The following is a 22,667-nucleotide window of genomic DNA, read 5'->3' as shown; positions in this document are numbered from 1 at the left end:
GCCCGAAGTTCCAGCCCGAGAACCACGCAACCGGCATGACCGAGCTCAAGCCCGACCAGTTCGAGATGCGGCGGCTGGAGTCGCTCAGCAACACCATCTTTGGTGTCGCGATGACGCTGCTCGCCTACGACCTGCCCAAGGCCGCGGTGTTCACCAGTGCCCCGAGCTGGAGCGATCTCGCCCATGTCTATTCCGGCAAGCTCGCCGGTCTCGCGCTCAGCTTCATCATCGCCGGCGTGTTCTGGATCAGCCATCACCGCCGGCTCGCGCGCCAGCCCGTGGGCAGCCGCGGCATGGTGATCCTCAACCTGTTCTTCCTGCTCTCGATCGTGCTGCTGCCGGTGACCAACGGCCTCTACACCAATTACAGCATGAGCAGCGCGGTGGCCGTGCTCTACGGCCTGCATCTGACCGCGATCGCCGGCCTCAATGCCTGGCTGTGGTGGACGATTTTGGGCGGTTGGCGCCACGAGATCATGGCCTCGATTTTTCCGCTGCTGGTGTTCATTCCGGGCACGATCGTTGCGGCCTTCGCGCCGCACGTCGCGCCCTACGTGTGGTTCATCGCCTTTGGCGGGCTGCTGATCCAGCGCTTCTATGTCGCACCGACCGGGCCAGGCGCGTGAGGTGGCGGCTCACCCTTTTGTCGCGCCGAACCCGTCGACCGGCACGTAAAGCTTGACCGGGCGGATTTCGTAGACCGCCGACGGGTTGACCTCGCGCAGCTTCCGCGCCGCCGCGATCGCTTCCTCATCGGTATCGTAGTCGACGAGATGGAAGCCGAGAAGCTGCTCCTTGGTCTCGGCAAACGGGCCGTCCAGCACCATGCCCGCGCCGGGGCCGCGCAAGGTGTGCGCCTTTCGGGTCTCATCCAGACGAGCGGCCGGCCCAAGGTGTCCGCTTGCCCTCAAGGGCGCCTGAACCTCGATCACTTTGGCCACGACCGCGGCGTCCTGCTCGGGCGTCCAGGACAAAATCTCGTCTTCCACGTGGTAGGCCAGGATGGCGTAAAGCATCGTCACCTCGTTTGTTTTTCAAGCTCGCAGTCGGAAGGATGTATGAGCGCCGCCGAGACCGACAATCCCGGAGACTAACATATTGCGTCGCGGAAGTTGCGACGAAACCGTCCTGAAACCCGATTGCCGCCCTCGGAGGTGAACGCTGCCCAAAGCCGAGGCGACTGATGGCCACCAAGAACACTTCGGAGGCGGCCATGTCGACCATAAAGATCATCTGCGACGCGCGTCGGGCGGGAAAGTCGGAAGCCGCGGATTTGCACGACCAGTCCGGCCACCACCGCTATTACGGCAGCTCGGCCGAGAACGGCGGCGAGCGGATCGTCGAAAGCCGCCGCGGAAAACGCCCGCGCGCGCTCAATGTGTGTGGCTTCTGACGCCTTCGGCGACACCGTCTCTCGACATGGACGTCCTGCAAATATCGATCGCGGCGATGCCGTTCCTGCTTGCGCTGATGAGCCGGACGCGAAAGGCAATCGCGCCGTGCTTGCTGACGAGCACCATCACCGTGGTGCTCGGCGACGAGCCTCATCGGGCGGTCATGGCCTGGTGCGTCGGCGTGTTGATTGCCGCCGTTGCCCTGCGTGAGCGGCTTCGCGCGAGCTGACCCGGCGCCGTCACGGCGCACTCAGGACCTGTTTGACCAGCGCCTCGCGCAGCGTGGCCAGCTCGCCGCTCGCTTCCATCTGCGCGATCACCTTGCCGACCTTCGGCACCAGATCGCGATGGCGTTCGTGCAAATAATGGTAGATGTGGATGCGCTCCAGCGGAGGCGAGAGCGGGACAATCCTGGCCTGCAGATTGAGTTTCCTCACCGCGACGAGCCCGCTGAAGAGGTCGGTGACCATCACCTCGAAACGGTCGGCGTCGAGCATCCTGATCATGTTCTCGAGGCTGGTGGTCGCGGTGACGCGGGCCATGCCGCGTGTCCCGGCCTCTGAGGAGCCGACGCCGCGGACGATTCCGATGCTGTACTCCCTGATCGAATTCCAGCCGGCGACGTCGAAACGAAGTTTCGTCGCGAAGACCGCCGGCTCGATGTAGTTGATCGCCGGCGTCACCTGAATCAGCGTCGGGTAGTCGCTGGAGAGCGTTCCGATCCGCTGGATCTCGCCATCGACCTCGCCGGCGCTCGACAGCGCCAGCGCGCGCTTGCCGGGGACGTCCTCGAACTCCAGCTTGATATTCAGCTTGGCGTAGACGGCCCGAAGCATCTCGCCGCCGACATATTGATCGGGGATGTCGGCGATCCGCGCCAGCCGGATCAGCTCCTGCGCGTGCGACGGAGCGGCGGCGAGCAATGACAGGCAGGCGACGATGATCCGCCACATGACGCGTCTCCTTTGCCCTGCATGGCTACCATTGGATTCGGACGGCCGCGATCCACCGGCGTGGCGGCCGCACCGCTCGCCCGTCTTGCAGGCGACTGCGGACTTTAACCAATGTCATTCCAGTACGCGAAGTGATAGTTTGCGCGGGAATCCTGCTGCTGGGCGCAAGACAAGACCCAGCCAAGCCGCCCAAGGGCCGGCAGGATCGCCACGCAGGTCGCGTGATGAGAGAATTTCAACTGTCGAATTGCTCGCGGCTGCGACCCGCCGTGCGGAGCAGGGGGCCGCCATTCCGGGGACGTGGTGCATGGCCAACGCAGGCGACGAGGACTCCAAGCGCAGCAGTCGCGCCGGTGCCCCAGCGGCCGCGAAGCAGGATTTGAGCGGGATCGGTGCTGCATTTGCGCCAGGGATGATCGGAGCGCTGCTGTCGCGGATCTTCAACTGGTCGCGCAGCGGCGTCGGGCCGCGCCTGCTGGCCGCCGTGCTGCTGTTCTCCTCGATCGTCACGCTGATGCTGACCGCCCTTCAGCTCTATCTCGACTACGACCGCGAGGTCGGCGTCATCGAGACGCGGCTCGACGAGATCGGCCGCAGCACGACCGGAAGCCTCGGCGAGAGCCTGTGGAATCTCGACCAGAACCAGCTCAAGCTCCAGCTCGACGGCATCCTGCGGCTGCCCGACATCCGCGCCGCCGAGGTGCGCGAGATCGCCGATCGTCCCAATCCGATCCGTGTCGCGGTCGGCGAGCCGAGCACCCGCTCAGCCGTGACACGCGACTATCCGCTGAACTACAGCGTCCAGGGGACGTCACGCCCGATCGGCGTGCTCCATGTCGAGGCGACGCTGGCCGAGGTCTATCAGCAATTGCTGAACCGGGCCCTGGTCATCCTGGCAAGCCAGGCCGCGAAGACCTTTGTCGTCTCGCTGTTCATCATCTACATGTTCCATCTGCTGGTGACGCGGCATCTGGCCGCCATCGCCGAGTTCGTCGGCCAATACAGCCTGTCGCGGCCGCCGCCGCCTTTGCACCTCGAGCGCCGGCCGCCCCGCGATCCCGACGAGCTGGACAAGGTGATCGACGCCTTCAACGCGATGTGCGCGAACCTCGAGCGCGCCTATGGCGAGCTGCGCGAGGCCAACGCAAATCTCGAGCGCGACCTGAATATCCGCCGGCGCGCCGAAGAGGACGCGCGTGCCAGTGAAGAGCGTTTCCGCGACTATGCCGAGACCGCGTCCGACTGGTTCTGGGAGACCGGACCGGATCATCGCTTCACCTACGTATCCGACCGGGCCGGCGCCTTCGGCATGGACAACAAGGCGCTGGTCGGCAAGCACCGCACAGATGCCGCCTCCGACCGCGACGCCGAGCCTGAGAAATGGCGCGCGCACGTGGCGACCTTGGACCGCCACGAGCCGTTCCGGAAGTTCGAGTATCGCGGGCGCGACGTGGCCGGCCGCATGCATCATTTCAACGTCAACGGCCAGCCGATCTTCGCGGCGGACGGACGCTTCATGGGCTATCGCGGGTCGGCCACCGACCTCACGGTGCAGCACGAGGCCGAGGAGCGGCTGCGCCAATCCCAGAAGATGGACGCGATCGGTCAGCTCACCGGCGGCGTCGCTCACGACTTCAACAACGTGCTCACGGTCATCACCGGCACCATCGAGATCATCCAGGAGGGGCTTGCGGACAAGCCCGAGTTCGCCGCGATCGCACAACTGATCGACGATGCGGCGGCGCGCGGCGCCGAGATCACCTCGCAGCTCCTGACCTTCGCGCGCCGCCAGCCGCTGGAGCCCCGCGACATCGACGTCAACGCACTCGTGGTCGAAACCGCGAAGCTGCTCAAGCCGATCCTCGGCGAGCATATCGAGATCGTGACCCGGCTCGCGGACGACGCCTGGTCCGCGATGGCAGATCCGTCGCAGCTCTCGTCGGCGATCGTCAATCTCGCCGTCAATGCGCGTGACGCGATGCCGGGCGGCGGCCGGCTCACGCTGGAGACCGCAAACCGCGAGCTCGACGGCACCAGCGGTGCCGGCGACGGCGATGTCATGCGCGGCGCCTTCGTGATGATCGCGGTGGCCGACACCGGTCATGGCATCCCGGCAGATATCCGCGAGCGCGTGTTCGAGCCGTTCTTCACCACCAAGGGCGTCGGCCGCGGCACCGGACTTGGGCTGAGCATGGTCTACGGCTTTGCCCGCCAGACCGGCGGGACCGTCGTCATCGAGAGCGAGGAGGGGCGCGGCACGGTGATGCGGCTGTTCCTGCCGCGGTCGAAGGGCGAGGCGCCGGCCAGGACGGCGCCGGTTCAGCCGCCCGCGGCGGCACGCGGGCACGAGACGATCCTCGTGGTCGAGGACGATCCGCTGGTGCAGGGCTATGTCATCGCCCAGCTCGGCACCCTCGGCTATCGCACGCTCGCCGCCAGCGACGGCGCAGCCGCGCTTGCGCTGGTCGACCAGGGCGTCAAATTCGATCTCCTGTTCACGGACATCATCATGCCCGGCGGCATGAACGGACGGGAATTGGCCGAAGCCGTCCGGCTCCGCCGGCCGGGGGCGAGCGTGCTCTACACCTCCGGCTATACCGACGACACCATCGTCCACGAAGGACATCTCGATCCCGGCCTGGCACTGCTCAGGAAGCCGTACCGGAAATCGGAGCTGTCGCAGAAGATCCGCGAGGTGCTTGCAGGCAAGCCGCCGGCCTGAGCGGAGCTCATCCATGCAGGCGCCACCCACGAAAAAGGCGCGGCGGGAAGGCCCCGTCGCGCCCGATTTCTTGCTCGCTGGTCCAGGGCTGAGAGCGCCCCGATGCCAAGCCTTTCGTCAAAGCCTAGCGGGCGATCCCAGCGAGGTGACAGCGCTTGAGATAAGACACTGGATCACCTCCTTTCGTTGGTTTCGGGACTCTGAATATAGGACGAAATCCCGCCGCCGTTAAGGGGCGCCCCGGGGTGGGAACTAGCCTGTCCGCAAGGCGGGAAAGTCCGGTCCGGAGCAGTTGAGACTGCCGCCCGGTCGTGTTAGGGAGCCAGTGATGCGGGTGTAGCTCAATGGTAGAGCAGCAGCCTTCCAAGCTGAATACGAGGGTTCGATTCCCTTCACCCGCTCCAGTCATTACAATGACTTAGCGGCGGTTTTCGTCGTGCGCAATTTATTTTGGGTGTAACAACGGGTGTAAAATGCCCGATGCAACCTTGTTCCGCAGCGCTTTCTCATATCCACTGAATACTTTGTGAGAAGGCATCCCCATGAAACATGACGAATACGCAAGAACACTGAAAATGAGCGACGCCGATTTGCTTGACTTCGTAACGGAGACAAGCGGATCGCAGCGCGGACACTTAGCGCGCCATATCCTTGCGACACGCCAGCACGACACAATGAAAAAGGCGACGATCTATGCTGCAATCGCCGCCGGTCTTTCCGCGCTTGGTACGGTCATTCAAGCCGTCATGGCGGTTATGGCTTATGTGTATGCGCCGCCGCACTAGCTCCTTGCTGCCGCCAGTGCTTTGCGCCGCAGGTCGGTAACTCGGTCAATCTCGCCGTCAGGTGCGTTGAAGAGTCCGACGCAGTACAACTTCTCCTGCGCATCCAATGCCTCAACCAGCTGCTCATGCGCGTTAACTGCCTTCAGAATTTCATCGGCAGCATCGCCGTCGCCCTTCCTGAAAATCTGCGCGACGTACTCATGTGGTCGCCCCATCCGTGCCAGCATCTTCATGCCGCCTGGCGCATAGGCTATGCAGAGTTTCATAAATCCCCCTCATTACTGGGAGGAAGACTGTCTGCCAGCGTCATGTATTCAGTAGCGCGCTTCAACATCATACGGGCCGACTCTTGGCATTTTACCGAAAGGTCTACATGCCGTTTGGCGGAATCGATCAGTTCTCTGGCTTCGAGTTGGCAGCCCTCAGCATTCTCAAGCAGTTCCGATTTTATGCTTCTCACATAATAACGACCGTTGCGCAGCGACTTTTCCTTGCGCTTCAGCAGCGCGGCAATTCCCTTAATGACATTCATTATTTCCTTTCGTTCATGCCGCGCCCACGCGCAGCCACGAAAGCAATTTTACCACCGATGTATTTGCGCGTGTAAATGGATAGCCGGAACTGTTGCTTTTTGGGTGTAACTTTGGGTGTAAAAAGGTCGGAGTGACCAAGGGTTTGAAGGGTAACGACAATTCGCTGAAAGCGCCGAAAAACCCTATAAAATAAGATGTTTGCAGTGGTTTCGGGTGATGCGGCGTGATGTGCGATTATGCGGGCGGGAAAGCCTTCCAAGCTGAATACGAGGGTTCGATTCCCTTCACCCGCTCCAAATTTTTCGAAGATTTTGCGAGAGTGGTCAGGTTTCAGTCTGACAAATCGGCTGCTTTGCACGTTCTGATGCTCGCTTTCCGATCGACTGTTTCGCGCCTCTCTTGATAGCTTTCGTATTCCCCGCACTGGATAAGAACCGCGAAAGGCAACCAGTTAGAATCCCGGTTGGCGACTCCCTCCTGGCCTTCGCGGGTGTGCGACCGGCTGAAGCGAGGCTAATTGGACCGGGCCACGCCGAACCGCCTGAAAATCCTGGGCATGGTCGCCCGGATCGTGTTCGCCGCCACGATGCTTGCGTTGCTGCCGCCACAGAGCGCCGTAAGGCCCTGGTGTTGCGCCGTCCGGAAATTTTTTCAAACCTGGCCCAAGGATTCCGGCGTCTCGTTCGTCTCAATTCGTGAATGCCCGGAAAATCTCCTCCCGGCGCCCCGGCTTATGGGTGGAACTACTATGGTAAAGCGCATGCGGTCGCGGTCCAGGACGGGACTGCCCGGGGGACCGGGTAACGGTCCCAATTGTTTTGCTCAATCCTGTCGGCTTTGAGGAAAGGGCATGGGGGGCGCCATTCAGCTTATGACCGCAGAGGTGACTGAGCCGCCGGATGGCGGCGCCACGGATGACGACCTCGTCAGTCTGGCCACGCAGGGCAACCGTGCTGCATTCGAAGCCTTGTTGCGGCGTCACTACGACCTGATGCACCGGGTTGCGTGGCGCATGACCGGCTCCCAGACTGACGCGCAGGACATTTGCCAGGATGTCTGCTGCGCGCTGGTGGAACGGATCGCTTCTTTCAGGGGGGAGGCGAAGTTCACAACCTGGCTGGTCGGTATCGTGCGCAACGCCTGCCATGACCACCATCGGCGTCATTCGACGTTGACGCGGCTGAAAGGCCATCTCGCCGTTCTTGCCGAAATGGCGGCGCCGCCGGATGGCCGGGATCTCTTTCGTCGCAGCTGGCTCGCGAGCGAGCTGGCGCGGCTTTCGCCGCTGCTGCGGGAGACAGTCGTGCTTGTGGTCGGCGAAGGCATGACGCACGCGGAGGCGGCCACAGCCCTGGGCGTCTCCGAGTCGACCATCTCCGGGCGCATGCACGAGCTGAGGCGACAGGCGGATCTCGCGAAGGACATCGGCGATGAGTACTGATCACGACATCATGCGTTTGCCCGACCCTCCGCCGCCTGCGCCGGACGCGCGTGCCTCGGCTGTGCAACAGGCGCTGCTGCGCTTCGATCAAAAAAGCGCCGAGGAAAAAAACGCCGACGACAGCCAAGGAGTGCCGACCGACATCCGTCTCATCGAGCGAACCGCCGCGTCCTTGCGGCCGTCGCGCGAGAGGACTGTCATGAATCGTACGCGTTATCTCCTGGCTGCCAGCCTGGCCTGTATTGTTGCCGGATCGGGCGCCTATCTCCATCTCATGTGGTCGCCGCAGCCGCAGGATGCCGGCGTGCGCGTCGAACGGCTGGCTAGCAACGCCGTCGCTCAAGCTCCTTCGACAGTGGAAGCAAAGAAGGAAAGCGAAAGCCACGCCCAGCCGCAAATGCAAATCCAAACCGCCAGTCAGGCCGGAAAGCCCAGCCAGGAAGGCGCCGCGCCTTCGGCTGCCGCGGCGCCGCCTCCCGCCAGGTCGCGCGTGGAAAATCTGATTGCCAGCCGGGACGCTCCGAAGGCGCCTCCCGCGACGGCGTTGAGGGCTCCCATGCAGGGGGCACCGTCAGAAATGTACGCTCTTAGAGGCCGGAACGATCACATGCTCTCGCGCGCGCCGTCTGCTCAACTGCTGGCGCAGGTCGAAGTCTTTCGGGACCAGCGCGAACGTGTTCCTGCTGCGTCCGAGCCTATCGGCCGCGACAAGTTTGCAAACGCGCCGGAAAACGCCTTCAAGGTCGCGCGCGACGCACGCGTCTCGACATTCTCTATTGATGTCGATACGGCGTCGTACGCGTTCGTCCGCGCACAGCTCAACCGCAATGTCCTGCCGCCGGCCGCGTCGGTTCGGACCGAGGAGCTGATCAATTACTTTCCCTATGCCTATGAAGCCCCCGCATCGGCGAACGAACCGTTCCGGGCCAACGTTGCCGTGTTTCCGAACCCCTGGGCGGAAGGCCGCAAGCTCATTCGCATTGGCGTCAAAGGTTATGCGCTGCAACAGACGAGCCGACCGCGCGCGAATCTCGTTTTCCTGATCGATACATCGGGCTCGATGGAGCCGCAGAACCGGTTGCCGCTCGTGAAGCAGTCGCTCGCCATGCTCGTTACCCAGCTGAAACCCGAGGACCGCATCGCGATCGTGACCTATGCCGGAAATGCCGGCACGGCGCTCGAGCCCACTTCCGTGTCCGAGAAAGCGAAAATCCTGGCGACGATCGATCGGCTCGAGGCGGGTGGCAGCACGGCGGGTGCCGAAGGCATCAGGCAAGCCTATGGTCTTGCAGAGCAGAACTTTGACGCCAGCGGCGTCAATCGGGTCATCCTCGCCACCGACGGCGACTTCAATGTCGGAATTACGAACAAGGATGAATTGAAAGGTTTCGTCGAGCGTCAACGCGAAAAGGGCATTTTCCTGTCCGTGCTCGGCGTTGGTGCCGGCAATTACAACGACGCGCTGGCGCAGACGCTGGCGCAGAACGGCAACGGCGTCGCCGCCTATATTGATACGATCAACGAGGCACGCAAGGTGCTGGTCGAAGAGGCAAGTTCGACGCTGTTTCCGATCGGCAAGGATGTGAAGATCCAGGTCGAGTTCAATCCGGCAGCCGTCGCCGAATATCGGCTCATCGGCTACGAGACGCGACTGCTCAATCGCGACGATTTTTCAAATGACAAAGTCGATGCCGGCGACGTCGGCTCGGGGCAAACCGTGACGGCGCTCTACGACATCGTGCCTGTCGGCGGGCCTCGCGTGGTCGACGATCTCAGATACGGTGCGCAAGCCCCGGCGAGCGACTCACCGTCGCCGGCCGAATATGCCTTCGTCAAGATCCGCTACAAGCTGCCGCGATCCGATCAAAGCGTGCTGGTCAGCACCCCCGTCGATCGCGCATCGGAACATGGCCGCTTCGAGGACGCGCCACTCGATGCCCGCTTTGCAACCAGTGTTGCCGCGTTCGGCGAGATTCTACGTGGCGGAAAGCACACCGGCCGGTTCGGCTATGACGACGTGCTCCGTATCGCCTCGGCCGCGCGCGGCGACGATCCTTACGGCTATCGCTCCGAGTTCCTTCAGTTGGTGCGCGCGGCCAAAACTGCGAGCGCGATGCAGCCGCTGCGACCGTGATCACTCTTCGATTTAGGCCAGCGCGCCCATTCCGGCATCGATAGGAAGCGGAGCAAAGTTGCCTCCGCTTCCGGGCCTCCCAACGCGATGCGAAGCCATCAAGGCGGAAAATTTCGTGCCGCCACCGCTCGCTGGATGGTAGCGCTTAGGCGGTGTCAACGCCGTGTGCCACATCCAAACCAGAAAGCGGACGCGTGAATTGTCACCAAGAGACTCGCGCTCTCGGCTCACACGCGTCGATCCTCACGAGGGCGTGATGTAACTGATCGCCGACCGTCGCCGAATTCAGGACCAGGGGGCTTCTCAATCCGTCCCGCCCGTGGAATTTTGCGGCCATGAAATTTCGAGCTGTCATGTCCTGAAGCACAGCATGGCGGTCGTCGTCCTGCCGTTTCTGCTGATCGCGGCGCTGGCGCTCATCAGCATCGGTTCGGCGCCGGTGTCGCACTGGGACCGAATGGTTGCGGGTGACGCGTGGTTGGAATGTCTGGTGTCGATCCCGATCATCGCCATTGTGGCATTTGCGCTAACGATGTGGGCGGTGCGTCAGGCGGCACCGATCGACCTGCGCCGCGCAGGGGCGTTCGCCGGTCTTGTCGCTGGCAGCATCAGCGCAGTGGCCTACGCGCTTCACTGCACCGACGATTCGCTGCCCTTTGTCGCGCTCTGGTATGGTGGAACGATCGTGGTGTGCACTCTGGCGGGGGCCGCGCTCGGGCCGCGGCTACTGCGGTGGTGAGGTGTTGCGTCAATACCGACGTCGAACTCGAAACCGCGACAAATGCGTGCGGCGATATCAGTGTCGATAGCTCGCGTCCCGATCGAACGCCGCGCAAACTGCTCGACGTCAGCCGTCTCGCCAAGCTCGGCTGGCGCGCCGCGACCTCGCTTCACGATGGCTTGAAGAGCGCCTATGCGGCGTATCAGGCCGGCGCGCCGGTGGCGGCGCGAGAGTAGGAACCTTCACCGCAAGCAAGAGTTGGCCGGTCGGGCAGGGCGAAAAGCCACACGAGGCCGACCGTGCAACAAGCCGTGCGCGTGCGCTCCACCGCGCAAATCGAGGGTCATCCGATTCATCCGATGCTGGTGCCACGACAAGGCCGGCGCATTGCTGGTCGCCGACGACAGCGGCAACGCCGTGTGGCGGGTGACGGCGGCCCATCCGCAGGTCACGCAGCGCTGGATATCGAGGAGTTGCACCATGGGCCTTGCTCAATACGCGATCGTGCCGGTCGAGGATGAATGGGGCGTGCTGCATGACGGCGACGTCAAAAGCAAATACGCGACCAAGGAAGCCGCGTTCGAGTCCGCGGTCGCTGCCGCCTCCCTGGCGATCCGTCAGGGGCATGAGGTGCATGTCAGCGTGCCCGGTCGCGAAGCCGGCGAGAATGCGCTGGGAAGCTAGGGATACGATCAAGCCCGTGCGCTTGTGATCCTGAGCGAGTACGGCGCCACGACTGCGCATCATCCCTACGTGAACGATATCCGCTAACCTGTTTCCGGCCGTCGCCACGCCACCCTGATCCTTCCTACTGACCGACGATGGCGTCGATTTCCTCTTTCAGGAGGGCGCCGTAATGTTCGAGGACGCCCGGCGCCAGCTTGGCGCAGAGCAGCGTGAAACTGAGCGCCGCGCCCGGCTTTTCGCCCGGCGTCATGATCGGCAATCCAACTCCGGCAATGCCGGGAATGAGCTCGCCCACATCCACCGCGTAACCGCGGCGACGGGTGTCGGCAATCAGCTGTCGAACCTTGTCCTCGGTGAGGTTGCGATAGGACGCGTAGCGCCCGAGGTTGGCGCGGATGATGTAGTCCTGCTCGTCCTCGTCCAGGAATGCGAGCATTGCGATCGAACCGGGGCCAACGCCGAGGGGGACGAAGCCGCCGATCGATCCCGTCAGCGTCGGCACGATGCATTCGCCGTCGCGCCGGTCGAGACAAACGGAATCGTGGTTGAAGCGGGCCATCAGATGGGTCGTGTCGCCGGTGCGGCGCCTGAGCCGGGACAGCGCGATCTCGCAGCGGCTGATGATGCCGGGGCCGCGAGCCGCGCGGACGCCGTAGATCGCCATGCGTGCACCCAACCTGTAGCGCCGTTTTTTGTCGTCGCGGGCAAGCAGCTTGTGACCGACCAGCGTGTTGAGGATGCGGTGACAAGTGGCGGTGTTTAGCCCGGAGCGGGCCGCCAGGTCTTTGAGCGATAGGCCCTCGACGCCGCCATCGGCGACGAGATCCAGCAGGATGACGGTCCGGTCGAGCAACTGGGCTCCACCGGAGGGCGGTTGGGCGATCACCGGTATATAATCTCACATTATGAAAAAAGTGGTCTCAACAACTTGTACATTGAGAAAGATGTGTCTCCAATGATGAAAATTAGGTCGCTTGGGATTGATGCATATTTTTTGAGCGACCTGATTTCTGCATTCGCAAAGCTGATGGCTGACGCGGCGCTGTGGCAACAGCGCTGGAAGGCCGTGATTTATCCAGAGGAACAGGATGACAGGCTTCAAAACGATGATGGGCGTTTCCGCTGTTGCGCTCGCTGCCTTTTTTGCTGGTAGCGCCGCCGTGGCGGGCACGCTTGAGAACGTCAAGGCGCGCGGCAAGCTCGTCGTCGGCGTGAAGAATGATTACGTGCCCTATGGCTTTCTGAACGACAAGGGCGACATCGTCGGCTTCGAGGTCTCGCTTGCGAAGTACGTTGCCAAGGAGCTCCTTGGCTCCGAGGACAAGATCGAGCTCGTGCCTGTCGTCGCGTCCAATCGCATCGAATTCCTGACCGCCGGCCGCATCGATGCGATTTTCGCCACGCTCGGCGTCACGGCCGAGCGCGCCAAGGTCATCGACTTCACGACGGAATACGTTTCCGCTGCCGGCCCGTCCGTGCTGGCGGCCAAGGAAGCGACGGTCTCCAAGTGGGAAGAGCTGAAGGGCAAGTCGGTCTGCGGCATCCAGGGCTCCTACTACAACAAGAAGATGACCGAGGAATTCGGCATCAATCTCGTGGCCTTCAAGACCCAGCCGGAAGCCTATCGCGCGTTGAAGGACAATCGTTGCATCGGCTTCGTCTTTGACGACATGACGCTTCAGCAGAAGCTCAAGGAGCCCGATTGGGCAAACTACAAGATCGCGGTGGCGCCCTATGAATTCCAGCCGATGGCGGGCGGCCTGCGCAAGGGGGACACGGAATTCCACGAAGCCGTCGACAAGGCCATCGCGAAGGCCGAGGCCGAAGGCAAGCTGATTGCGTGGGAGACCGAGTTCGGCATGCCGCACTCCGGCTACATCGCCGCGCGGGCGAAGGCTGCGGTCGCGAAGAAGAACTGACGCACACGGAGCGGCCTTTGTTCGGACTCGACTATTCCTGGCTCGCGGATCCTGCGTACCAGCAATGGCTGCTGACCGGTGTCGTCAACACGCTGAAGCTGGCGGCGCTCTCATCGGCGGCCGCCATCCTCATCGGGATGCTCGGGGCCCTCGGGCTCACGCTGCGGATTTTCTGGCTCGATGCCCTGATCGAGCTGTTCGTCGAGGTGTTCCGCAACACACCGCCGCTGTTGCAGATGTTGTTTGCCTATTTCACCTTCTCGAACCTCGGCCTCAAGGTGACCGATCCGTCGACGGGATTATCGGTTCCGCTTCTCAGTGCTTTTGCCTGTGCTGCGATTTCGCTCAGTCTCTTCGGCGGGGCGCTGGCGACCGAAGCCTTCCGCTCGGGCATCGAAACCATGCCGCGATCGATCATCGATGCCGCACGGTCGCTGGGGTACGGCCGATGGGCCCGCTTCTGGCGCATCGAGGCGCCGATCGCCACCCGCATCTGCCTGCCGGGACTGACGAACATCCTGACCAACCTCTTCAAGACGACGTCGCAGGCATCCGTCATCACCGTGCCGGAACTGATGTACTACGCCGGGCAGATCTACAATGACACGTTCCGCACGCTGGAGGTCATGATTCTGGTCCTCCTCATATATGTGGTGCTGGTGTCCATCCTCACATTTGCGATGGCGAGGCTCGAAGCCTTCATGGCCTTCCCGGGTTACGGGAGGGGGCATTGATCGCGGGCTCCATGCTCTCCTATGACGGAAAGAAGCGCGCCGTTCTGCTGCTGATCGCCTTTGGCGTGGCCGTCTGGATCGGGGTCGATGCGGCGGCGGGCGGCTCGGCGCACCGGAGCCGCGTGCTGGCGCGGCTTCCTCTGCTTCTCACCGGCTCGGCGTCCGGCTGGCCGATCACGGGCGGCTTTGCCCTCAATATCATTCTCTCGATCGCCTCCATGGCACTCGCGACGGTGCTCGGTACGATCATGGGTCTTGCGACGCTCGCCAGGTTCGGACCGATCCGGGTCCCGTCTCTTCTGCTGATGAATTTCCTGCGCAATTCACCCTGGCTCGTTCTGCTTTTTGCAACGCTCTATTTCCTGCCGTTTGAGATGCATGTCTTCGGCACGACCATTGCGTTCCCGCCGTTCGTGAAGGCCGTGATTGGCCTTGCGCTGCCGACGGCGGCGAATTTCTCCGAGGTGATCCGGGGCGCCGTTCAGTCCATTCACAGCGGTCAGTGGGAAGCGGCACGTTCGCTCGGCTATGGCACCGGCCAGATCTATCGCCACGTGATCATGCCACAGGCGCTGCGGCGCATGATTCCGGGCTGGATGAATTCCTACGCGTTGCTGATGATCGCGACAGCGCTCGCCACGGTGGCCGGTATCCAGGACGTGCTGACAATTCTGAATACTTTGCTCGCCATGGAGAACGAGCGCGTGATCGTCTACTTCTATTTGACCATCCTCTTCCTGTTCATCGCCTATTGCTATCCGATCGCGGTCGTCGCGCGCTGGTTGGAACGCGCCGCGAAGGGAGAAAGCCTGTGAACCGCATCGACGCGCTGATCGAGCTCGACAACGTCCGCAAGTCCTTCGGTGACGTCCCTGTTCTCAAGGGCATTTCGATGTTCGTGCAGAAGGGCGAGGCAGTCTGCATTATCGGTCCTTCCGGGTCGGGAAAGTCCACCATTCTGCGCTGCATCAACGGCCTGATTCCCGTGGACGAAGGCTTTGTCCGCGTCGGCGCACACCGTGTGCATGAAATGAGGTCGGAAAAGCAGATGCGGGTGCTGCGCCATCAGGTCGCGATGGTGTTCCAGCAGTACAATCTTTTCCCGCATCGCACCGCACGGGAAAACATCATGATGGCGCCGATCCAGGTTCTCGGACACGATCGCGCCGAAGTCGAGGAGCGGGCCCGCAAGCTCCTGAAGAAGGTGCGGCTCTCGGAGAAGGCAGACAGCTACCCGGGGCAGCTGTCCGGCGGCCAGCAGCAGCGCGTGGCAATCGCCCGCGCACTCGCGATGCAGCCGGAAGCGATCCTGTTCGACGAGGTGACGGCTGCGCTCGATCCCGAAACGGTAAAGGACGTGCTGTTCGCGATCCGCGAACTGGTGGAGGAGGGCCTCACCTGCATTCTCGTGACGCACGAGATGAAGTTCGCCCGGGAAGTCTCGCAACGCGTTTGTTTCACCGATCGTGGTCTGATCGTGGAAAGTGCGCCTCCTGCGGAACTCTTCGACAATCCGCGAGACCCGCGCACGCGCGAATTCCTCGGTCAGGTTCTCTGATCGCACCACCGGGGCGGACGCGCTGCGTGGTGCGGCCATCCCACGTGCAATGAAAATGAAAGGTGAGCCGGAAGGCCCAATACATCATGCCTCGTTTTGACGACATCTACGCCAAGGACTTCAAGGAGACGCCTTACTGGTGGGAGGCCGCGGAACCGGAGACCGATCTCGATCCGCTGCCGGAGCGAGCCGAGGTCGTGGTCATCGGCTCGGGCTATGCCGGGTTGAATGCAGCGACTCATCTGGCGCGCGCCGGGCGCTCCGTCGTCGTCATCGACGGTGACCGGATCGGGGAGGGAGCCTCGACGCGTTCGGGCGGGATGGTGTCGAGTGGCCAGAAGCTGGTGGTTAGTGGTGCGATCAAGGGAATCGATCCCGTGCTCTTCTCGCGCCTGATCGGCGAGAGCAACGAGAGCTTCGATTATCTGAAGATGCTGGTCGAGACGGAGAAGCTGGATGCGGGGCTTGCGCTCAGCGGCCGCTTTTTCGGCGCCCACGCCGCGGGCGATTACGAAACCCTGAAGCGGCATGGCATGCTTCTGGCGGAAAAGACCGGCGTGACCGTACATTTCCTCGATCGCGCGCATCAGCGATCGGCGATCGGTTCGGACTATTATCACGGCGGCATGGTGATCGACGAATATGGCGGTCTGCATCCGGGCAAGTATCACAAGGCGCTGCGCGACCGGGCGCGCGCCGCCGGCGTCATGCTGCGCTCGCATGCGCGCGCGGGTATGGTGCAGGATGGTGCGAAAGGAGAGAAGATCGTGCCGACCGCTCGAGGTGCCATCCGGGCTGCCCACGTGGTCGCAACCACGAACGGTTACACCGCCGCCGATGCGACGCCTGGCCTCGCCAGCCGTATCGTGCCGGTCAAGAGCTATCAGATTGCCACCGCGCCGCTGCCGGCCGATCTCTTGGCCGAGCTCGTTCCGCAGGCCCGCATGGTGTCCGACACACGCCGTGATTTGATCTACGCCAGGCCGTCGCCTGACGGGACACGGCTTCTGTTCGGTTCACGCCCGGGCATCTTCGACATGCCCGACAAGCTGGCCGCGAAGCGGCTTTATGCGCGCATGTTGGCCATCTGGCCGCAGCTTGCGGGCGTGAAGATCACTCATGCCTGGAGCGGGCGCGTGGCCATGACCGTCGACAAGATAGCCCATCTCGGGGCTCGCGACGGCGCGGATTTCGCGGCTGGTTGCAATGGCAACGGCGTCGCGCTGATGACCTTTCTCGGCTACCAGACAGCACGCAAAATTCTCGGCGAGCAGAACATGCCATCGGCCTTCGATCGCGAGACATTCACGGCCGTGCCCTTCTATTCGGGCAAGCCCTGGTTCGTGCCGCTCTTTGCCGGCTGGTATCGCCTGCGCGATTTCCTCGACCGTCCGGGACGCTGAGCCTCGGGCGGCACATCCGGCCCGGCTCGCCTTCCGCGTACCCGTTTCAAGGAGGACCACGTGTCCAGGATTATTCCCGATCTTGTCGTCGCGCCGCAGGAGCTACCTGCGCATGTGGACGTCGTCGTGATCGGCGGCGGCATCATCGGCGTGTCGACCGCGCTTTCGCTGGTTGAGCGTGGCGTCTCCGTTGCCCTGTGCGAAAAGGGATTGATCGGAGCAGAGCAGTCGTCGCGAAACTGGGGCTGGGTACGCCAAATGGGGCGCGATCCGGCCGAGTTGCCGCTCGCGATCGAGAGCCTTCGGCTCTGGCGTGGTATGAACGAGCGTATCGGCGGCGAAACCGGCTTTCGGCAGGCCGGCATCGCCTATCTCTGCGACACGGATGCCGACGTTGCGATGTATGACGAGTGGTTGAAACACGCCACGTCTTTCGATCTCGACTCTCGCTTCGTAAGGGGCGAGGCGCTGAAGACGCTCATGCCGGGTATGGCGAAACCGTTCCGTGCCGCGCTGCATACGCCGAGCGACGGCAAGGCGGAGCCGTTTATCGCCGTCCCTGCAATCGCGCGCGGCGCGGCCGCGAAAGGGGTGCATATCCTCACCAACTGCGCGGTCCGTTCCATCGAGCGATCGGCGGGCAGGGTGAGCGGCTGTGTCACCGAGCGCGGCGAGATCCGCTGTTCGTCCGTCGTGCTGGCGGGAGGGGCTTGGTCGCGCCTCTTCGCCGGCAACATGGGCATCGATCTTCCGGTCCTGAAGATCCTCGGCAGCGTCGCCCGCGTTTCTTCGATCGAGGGCGTTCCGGATTTTGCCGTTGGTGCAGGCAACTTCGCTTTCCGCCGCCGTCTGGATGGAGGGTTCACCGTCGCCCAACGCAACGCGAACGTCGCCCCGATTACGCCGGACAGTTTTCGATTGTTCTGCGACTATGCGCCGACGCTCATCAAGAGCTGGAACGAACTGACGCTTCACATCGGCGGTCAGTTCGTTCGCGAGGTGAAAATGGCCCGCAGCTGGAAGAGTGATGAGGTTAGTCCTTTCGAGCATGTCCGCATTCTTGATCCCGATCCGTCGCTGCGGTTCGTCCATGGCGGCGTCACCCATCTGTGCGAAGCCTTCCCGGCGTTCCGCGACGCCAAGATCATGCAAATGTGGGCTGGCCTGATGGATGTCACGCCGGATGCCGTTCCCGTTATCGCGCCGGTCGGCTCCGTTCCAGGCTTCTATCTCGCGACCGGCTTCTCGGGCCACGGCTTCGGTATCGGTCCTGGCGCCGGCGCCCTGATGGCCGATCTCGTGACCGGTTCGACGCCTTGCGTAGATCCCGCACCCTTCCGGATGGAGCGCTTCAAGCGCCTGAAGAAGGCCGCCTGATTTTTGATGTCCACGTCAAACAAGGCGTAGTCGTCACGGGAGCTCTTCTCGTGGCAGACGGCGGCGGCCGGTCTCCCACACACAGTCGCGCTGTCTGAGGCGGGCAATCTTGCCGGCATGGGAGAAGCGAGCCTAGCGTGCGCTTGTGGCGAAAAGCGTGTTTTGAACTGGCGGTCTGAAAATATCTGGTCGTCTCTGCGTCGGATGTCGACGACGCGTCTCCGCCGGAGCGCTGCTGATCGGCGCACAATCGCCAACTGTGTTCAAGTCCGGCGAAAATAACATCATGTTAAGTTTATCGCATAACTGGGTAATTGTGTTAGCCCGGCGAAAGCCTATTGTCGCGACCAATCGGATACCCATCGGCAGTGACAAGCGCTCGCGGAAGTCGGCAGAGCGCCCGGAGAATGCTGCCCAATTTCTAGCGAAGCCCGACAACGGGACGTCAGCAAACCCAGTGGAGGAATTTTCTGCGATGACCACGACTCGCACGATCCGTCACATGAGTCAGTCCAGGAAGGCCGCTGCCAGCGGCTGGATCGGTTCGGCTCTCGAATATTATGACTTCTTCATCTACGCGACCGCCGCGTCGCTGATCTTCCCGCAAATCTTCTTCCCGTCGGAAAATCCCACCGTCGCCATCGTCGCATCGTTGGCGACCTATGGTGTGGGATATGTGGCCCGGCCGATCGGGGCTTTCGTTCTCGGACATTGGGGCGACACCCATGGCCGCAAGACCGTTCTCATCGTCTGCATGTTCCTGATGGGCATCTCGACGATGGCGGTGGGTTTTCTGCCGACCTATCAGCAGGTCGGCATCCTGGCGCCGATCCTGCTCGTCATCCTGCGCCTTGTGCAGGGATTTGCGGTGGCCGGTGAAATCTCCGGCGCGAGCTCGATGATCCTGGAGCATGCGCCGTTCGGCCGGCGCGGCTTCTATGCCAGTTTCGCCCTTCAGGGCGTGCAGGCCGGACAAATCCTCGCGGCAGCCGTGTTCCTGCCGCTGGCGGCCTATATGCCGACCGACGCATTCAATAGCTGGGGATGGCGGATTCCGTTCCTGCTCAGCTTCTTCGTCATTGTCGCAGGCTACATCATTCGTCGCGAAGTCGACGAAACCCCTGCCTTTGCGCAAGAGGGCGCACGGGGAGAAACGCCGCGGTCGCCCATTGTTCAGGCCATCAAGCTGAGCTGGCGCGACATGCTCAGGGTCATCTGCATGGCTCTGATGAACGTCATCCCGGTCGTTGCGACCATCTTCGGTGCGGCCTACGCGGTGCAGCCGGCCTATGGCATCGGTTTTGCCAAGGACGTCTATCTGTGGATCCCGGTCCTCGGAAATATGCTGGCCATATTCGTCATTCCCTTCGTCGGCAATCTCTCCGACAAGGTCGGTCGCAAGCCTCCGATCATCGTGGGCGCGCTGCTCTCAGGCTTGCTTGCCTTCGTCTATCTCTATGCCATCAGCATCAGGAATGTGCCGCTGGCAATCCTGGTGTCGCTGCTGATGTGGGGCGTCGTCTATCAGGGCTACAACGCGATCTTCCCGAGCTTCTACCCGGAGCTGTTTCCGACCCGCACGCGGGTGTCGGCGATGGCGATCTCGCAGAACATCGGAACGACCATCACCGCGTTGCTTCCGGCCCTGTTTGCGACCGTGGCGCCTCCCGGCTCGGACAATATCCCCTTGACGGTGGGAGCGATCGCCTTCGGTATCACTGTCATCGCGGCGCTGGCGGCCGTCACGGCCCGGGAGACCTATCGGGTCAGTATCGACGATCTCGGCAATCCCAAGGCCGTTCCGATGCCGCGGGCCGACTATGAGCGGCAGCGTGCGGAGGCGGCGAGCGGTGCGGCCGCAATTCCGACCTGAAGGGCACGCAAGGGGCCTGCCGCTGCGATCGATGATGTTTGCAGCGGCAGGGCTCGATGCGTTACTTGAGTGCCTATTCGAACTCCGTGCGCGCGAGCGCGATCATCATGAGGTCAAGGGATGAACCCCGTTGTTGTTGCTGTCGCCATCACCGGCTCCGTTCCGCGCAAGAAGGACAATCCCGCGGTGCCGATCTTGCCGTCCGAGCAGATCGAGTCGACGCAGGAGGCCTTCGAGGCCGGCGCCACGCTTGCCCATATCCATGTTCGAAACGATGACGAGACGCCGTCCTCCGACCCCGAGCGTTTTGCCCTGGTGCAGGAAGGCATCAAAAAGCACTGCCCCGGGATGATCGTTCAGTTCTCGACGGGCGGGCGAGGCCGCGATCCCTCGGCGCGGGGATCATCGCTTTATCTGAAGCCGGACATGGCCTCGCTGTCGACAGGGTCGGTGAACTTTCCGACGATTGTCTATGAGAACGGCGCCGCCCTGGTCGAGACTCTCGCGACCGGCATGAAGACAAATGGCATCCGCCCGGAAATCGAGATCTTCGATCTGTCGCATCTACACGGTGCGCGGCGTCTGATCGAGGCGAGGCTGATGGACTCACGTCCGCACGTGCAGTTCGTCATGGGCGTCAAGAATGCGATGCCGGCCGACGAGCATGTCCTCGACATCCTCCTGGGAGAGCTGAAGCGGCTGATCCCGACAGCGACGTGGACGGCGGCCGGGATCGGACGCCATCAGGCCGAGGTCATGGGCTGGGCGCTTGCGCGCGGCGCCGACGCGGTGCGCACCGGGCTCGAGGACAATATCAGGATCGACAAGACCCGCCTGGCCGCCAGCAATGCTGAGCTCGTGACCATCGCCGGCGAGGCTGTCGCGCGCCACGGCCGGCGCGTCGCGACCGCGGCCGAGGCGCGATCCTTGCTCGGGCTCGCGGGGTAGGGGCTACTGCCTCCTGCTGACATGCTCCCGGCCGCCTTCTGCCATTCGGCGGCCGGCGTTCCGCTGCGCCAGGACTTCCGTTATCAAGACTCCCGCTATGACGTGTCCGTGTGCACGCATGCAGCTGGGGCAGGCGACGATCGGAATGCGGTTCTTGAAATCTGACGGCAGACTCATCGGGGTCCTGCTGGTGCTTGCAATCACCCAGCTCATTGGATGGGGCACGATCGGTCTTCCGCCGATCGTGGGCCGTGACCTCGCGGCCGATCTCGGCATGAGTCTGCCGATGGTGTTTGCGGGCACCTCGACGCTTTATGTCACCATGGGCCTGTGTGCGCCTTGGCTCGCCAAGGCTTTTGCGCGGCACGGCGCACGCAAGGTGATGATGGTGGGCACCGTCGTGGCCGTGCCGGGCTATGTCCTTCTGTATTTTGCGCACGAGCCGATGCTCTATTTCGTGGCCTGGGTCATCCTCGGCATGGGCGGCAGCGCCACGCTGTCGACCGGCGCCTATATCATGCTCAACGAGGTCGCCGGGCGACAGGCCAAGAGCGCGATTGGCGCGCTCATGCTGGTGACGGGACTGTCCGGCAGCATCTTCTGGCCGACCACCTCGTTCCTGAGCGGCCATTTCGGTTGGCGCGGCACCTGCCTCGTCTACGCCGGCATGCTGTTTCTCGTTTCGCTTCCGCTTTATGCTTTCGCAACTCCGCGCCGGGCCATCGCGAAGGAGGGGGGCACCGCTCCCGCAAAACATGCCAGTGCGCTGTCGATTCCGCGGAGCACGTTCGGCCTCGTCGTCGCCGCGATCACCGTCAATGCCTTCGTCACTTTCGGCTTGAGCGCCGTTTTCATCGAATTGCTGCGGGCCGAGGGGCTGGCGCCGGCGCAGGCGATCGCCTTCGGCTCGATGCTCGGCGTGATCCAGGTCAGCGCCCGCGGGCTCGATTTCCTCGGCGGCGGGCGCTGGGACGGCATCACGACGGGGCTTGTCGCCGGCACGGCGCTGCCCGTGGCCATGCTGCTCTTGATGCTGAGCGAGGGGGCGACCTGGGCGGTCGCGGTCTTCATCCTGCTCTACGGCGCCGGCAGCGGCGCCATGGCGGTAGCGCGGGCGACGATCCCGCTGGTGTTCTACGATCAGGTCGAGTTCGCCAAGGCGTCGTCGATGATTGCGCTGCCGCTCAATCTGGCCTCCGCGATCTCGCCGCCCGTTCTTGCCGGCCTGCTCACCCAGTTCGGCAGCCGCGGCGCGCTCGGTCTCACCTTCGTCTGCTCCTGCGCAGCGGTGCTGATCCTGCTTCTGCTCAGCCGCCGCCGTCCGCAGGTGGCCGCGGCCGGTGTCGTGTGAGGTCGGCGGCACGTCGGTTGCCGCGAGTTGCCGGTCGCTTCCTATTCGTTTTCACCGAGTGTCGCCCGGCCGCCACAGCAAAAGCGGGGGGAACCCGCTAGAGTTGGAATCGTCAATCCGATGGGCTGGAATTT

22 protein-coding genes, 1 tRNA gene and 2 pseudogenes are annotated in these 22,667 nt (G+C 63.0%); 20 read left to right on the top strand and 5 right to left on the bottom strand.

Going from position 1 to position 22,667, the window contains the following annotated elements:
• The first annotated feature begins 35 nt into the window (after positions 1 to 35).
• Positions 36 to 626, top strand: coding sequence for a TMEM175 family protein (locus AC1DW2_RS01245; RefSeq protein WP_354124074.1), 591 nt, complete (start codon positions 36 to 38; stop codon positions 624 to 626).
• Between the two features lie 9 nt (positions 627 to 635).
• On the opposite strand, the gene AC1DW2_RS01240 is transcribed toward AC1DW2_RS01245, so the two are convergent.
• Positions 636 to 1,016, bottom strand: a complete 381-nt coding sequence (locus AC1DW2_RS01240) for a YciI family protein (RefSeq protein ID WP_135216597.1) — start codon at positions 1,014 to 1,016, stop codon at positions 636 to 638.
• A 167-nt stretch (positions 1,017 to 1,183) separates the two neighbouring features.
• On the opposite strand from AC1DW2_RS01240, the gene AC1DW2_RS01235 reads away from it, so the two are divergent.
• Entirely contained in the window at positions 1,184 to 1,393 is a 210-nt protein-coding gene (locus AC1DW2_RS01235; RefSeq protein WP_014494462.1) for a hypothetical protein, read from the top strand.
• Positions 1,394 to 1,419: 26 nt separating this feature from the next.
• Complete coding sequence (locus AC1DW2_RS01230; RefSeq protein ID WP_354124075.1) at positions 1,420 to 1,623, top strand: hypothetical protein; 204 nt, start codon at positions 1,420 to 1,422, stop codon at positions 1,621 to 1,623.
• A 10-nt stretch (positions 1,624 to 1,633) separates the two neighbouring features.
• On the opposite strand, the gene AC1DW2_RS01225 is transcribed toward AC1DW2_RS01230, so the two are convergent.
• On the bottom strand, positions 1,634 to 2,347 hold the full coding sequence (locus AC1DW2_RS01225) for a substrate-binding periplasmic protein (protein WP_354124076.1): 714 nt from the start codon (positions 2,345 to 2,347) through the stop codon (positions 1,634 to 1,636).
• Positions 2,348 to 2,654: 307 nt separating this feature from the next.
• Here AC1DW2_RS01225 and AC1DW2_RS01220 point away from each other — a divergent pair, with 307 nt between their 5' ends.
• The 3 genes from AC1DW2_RS01220 (at position 2,655) to AC1DW2_RS01210 (ending at position 5,854) form a co-directional block, all read left to right on the top strand.
• Positions 2,655 to 5,069, top strand: coding sequence for an ATP-binding protein (locus AC1DW2_RS01220; RefSeq protein WP_354124077.1), 2,415 nt, complete (start codon positions 2,655 to 2,657; stop codon positions 5,067 to 5,069).
• Between the two features lie 330 nt (positions 5,070 to 5,399).
• Positions 5,400 to 5,473 (top strand) — tRNA-Gly (locus tag AC1DW2_RS01215).
• 138 nt (positions 5,474 to 5,611) lie between these two features.
• Complete coding sequence (locus AC1DW2_RS01210) at positions 5,612 to 5,854, top strand: hypothetical protein (protein ID WP_477005095.1); 243 nt, start codon at positions 5,612 to 5,614, stop codon at positions 5,852 to 5,854.
• On the opposite strand, the gene AC1DW2_RS01205 is transcribed toward AC1DW2_RS01210, so the two are convergent.
• Entirely contained in the window at positions 5,851 to 6,120 is a 270-nt protein-coding gene (locus AC1DW2_RS01205) for a hypothetical protein (protein ID WP_477005094.1), read from the bottom strand. The two genes, AC1DW2_RS01210 and AC1DW2_RS01205, sit on opposite strands and share 4 nt — an antisense overlap.
• Entirely contained in the window at positions 6,117 to 6,386 is a 270-nt protein-coding gene (locus AC1DW2_RS01200; protein ID WP_477005093.1) for a hypothetical protein, read from the bottom strand. The genes AC1DW2_RS01205 and AC1DW2_RS01200 overlap by 4 nt, the downstream gene beginning before the upstream one ends.
• A gap of 851 nt (positions 6,387 to 7,237) precedes the next feature.
• On the opposite strand from AC1DW2_RS01200, the gene AC1DW2_RS01195 reads away from it, so the two are divergent.
• The 5 genes and pseudogenes from AC1DW2_RS01195 to AC1DW2_RS01175 all read left to right on the top strand — a co-directional run bounded on the left by AC1DW2_RS01195 (position 7,238) and on the right by AC1DW2_RS01175 (position 11,367).
• Entirely contained in the window at positions 7,238 to 7,828 is a 591-nt protein-coding gene (locus AC1DW2_RS01195; RefSeq protein WP_354124140.1) for an RNA polymerase sigma factor, read from the top strand.
• 199 nt (positions 7,829 to 8,027) lie between these two features.
• The gene (locus AC1DW2_RS01190; RefSeq protein ID WP_441256379.1) at positions 8,028 to 9,962 is read left to right on the top strand and encodes a vWA domain-containing protein; all 1,935 of its coding nucleotides are present in this window, start codon (positions 8,028 to 8,030) and stop codon (positions 9,960 to 9,962) included.
• Between the two features lie 382 nt (positions 9,963 to 10,344).
• Positions 10,345 to 10,701, top strand: a pseudogene (locus AC1DW2_RS01185) (DUF1109 domain-containing protein); the annotation flags it as partial.
• A gap of 50 nt (positions 10,702 to 10,751) precedes the next feature.
• Positions 10,752 to 10,919, top strand: a pseudogene (locus tag AC1DW2_RS01180) (GDP-L-fucose synthase); the annotation flags it as partial.
• Between the two features lie 244 nt (positions 10,920 to 11,163).
• Positions 11,164 to 11,367, top strand: coding sequence for a hypothetical protein (locus AC1DW2_RS01175; RefSeq protein ID WP_063986285.1), 204 nt, complete (start codon positions 11,164 to 11,166; stop codon positions 11,365 to 11,367).
• A gap of 124 nt (positions 11,368 to 11,491) precedes the next feature.
• Here the strand turns inward: AC1DW2_RS01175 and AC1DW2_RS01170 are convergent, their stop codons facing one another.
• The gene (locus tag AC1DW2_RS01170; RefSeq protein ID WP_354124142.1) at positions 11,492 to 12,223 is read right to left on the bottom strand and encodes an IclR family transcriptional regulator; all 732 of its coding nucleotides are present in this window, start codon (positions 12,221 to 12,223) and stop codon (positions 11,492 to 11,494) included.
• Between the two features lie 235 nt (positions 12,224 to 12,458).
• Here AC1DW2_RS01170 and AC1DW2_RS01165 point away from each other — a divergent pair, with 235 nt between their 5' ends.
• From AC1DW2_RS01165 to AC1DW2_RS01125, 9 genes are all read left to right on the top strand, one after another.
• Positions 12,459 to 13,289 carry a transporter substrate-binding domain-containing protein gene (locus AC1DW2_RS01165; RefSeq protein WP_354124143.1) on the top strand — a complete coding sequence of 277 codons (831 nt, stop codon included), beginning with the start codon at positions 12,459 to 12,461 and terminating at the stop codon, positions 13,287 to 13,289.
• Between the two features lie 17 nt (positions 13,290 to 13,306).
• Entirely contained in the window at positions 13,307 to 14,023 is a 717-nt protein-coding gene (locus AC1DW2_RS01160) for an amino acid ABC transporter permease (RefSeq protein WP_063982553.1), read from the top strand.
• On the top strand, positions 14,020 to 14,838 hold the full coding sequence (locus tag AC1DW2_RS01155; protein ID WP_477005092.1) for an amino acid ABC transporter permease: 819 nt from the start codon (positions 14,020 to 14,022) through the stop codon (positions 14,836 to 14,838). The genes AC1DW2_RS01160 and AC1DW2_RS01155 overlap by 4 nt, the downstream gene beginning before the upstream one ends.
• The gene (locus AC1DW2_RS01150) at positions 14,835 to 15,581 is read left to right on the top strand and encodes an amino acid ABC transporter ATP-binding protein (protein ID WP_354124145.1); all 747 of its coding nucleotides are present in this window, start codon (positions 14,835 to 14,837) and stop codon (positions 15,579 to 15,581) included. Before AC1DW2_RS01155 ends, AC1DW2_RS01150 begins: the two co-directional genes overlap by 4 nt.
• An 86-nt stretch (positions 15,582 to 15,667) precedes the next feature.
• Positions 15,668 to 16,984, top strand: a complete 1,317-nt coding sequence (locus AC1DW2_RS01145; protein ID WP_354124146.1) for an NAD(P)/FAD-dependent oxidoreductase — start codon at positions 15,668 to 15,670, stop codon at positions 16,982 to 16,984.
• 60 nt (positions 16,985 to 17,044) lie between these two features.
• Positions 17,045 to 18,361: an NAD(P)/FAD-dependent oxidoreductase gene (locus AC1DW2_RS01140; protein WP_354124147.1), complete on the top strand. Its 1,317-nt coding sequence runs from the start codon at positions 17,045 to 17,047 to the stop codon at positions 18,359 to 18,361.
• Positions 18,362 to 18,836: 475 nt separating this feature from the next.
• Positions 18,837 to 20,234 (top strand): MFS transporter, encoded by a 1,398-nt coding sequence (locus tag AC1DW2_RS01135; protein ID WP_085405396.1) that lies wholly within the window; start codon positions 18,837 to 18,839, stop codon positions 20,232 to 20,234.
• Between the two features lie 120 nt (positions 20,235 to 20,354).
• Complete coding sequence (locus tag AC1DW2_RS01130) at positions 20,355 to 21,182, top strand: 3-oxoadipate:acetyl-CoA acetyltransferase (protein ID WP_477005091.1); 828 nt, start codon at positions 20,355 to 20,357, stop codon at positions 21,180 to 21,182.
• A 145-nt stretch (positions 21,183 to 21,327) separates the two neighbouring features.
• Entirely contained in the window at positions 21,328 to 22,533 is a 1,206-nt protein-coding gene (locus AC1DW2_RS01125; protein ID WP_477005090.1) for an MFS transporter, read from the top strand.
• Positions 22,534 to 22,667 lie beyond the last annotated feature (134 nt).

Source organism: Bradyrhizobium sp. P3_C3, from assembly GCF_056402655.1.
Note: the sequence above shows the minus strand (reverse complement) of the source record. Positions and strands in the feature narration are given on the sequence as shown.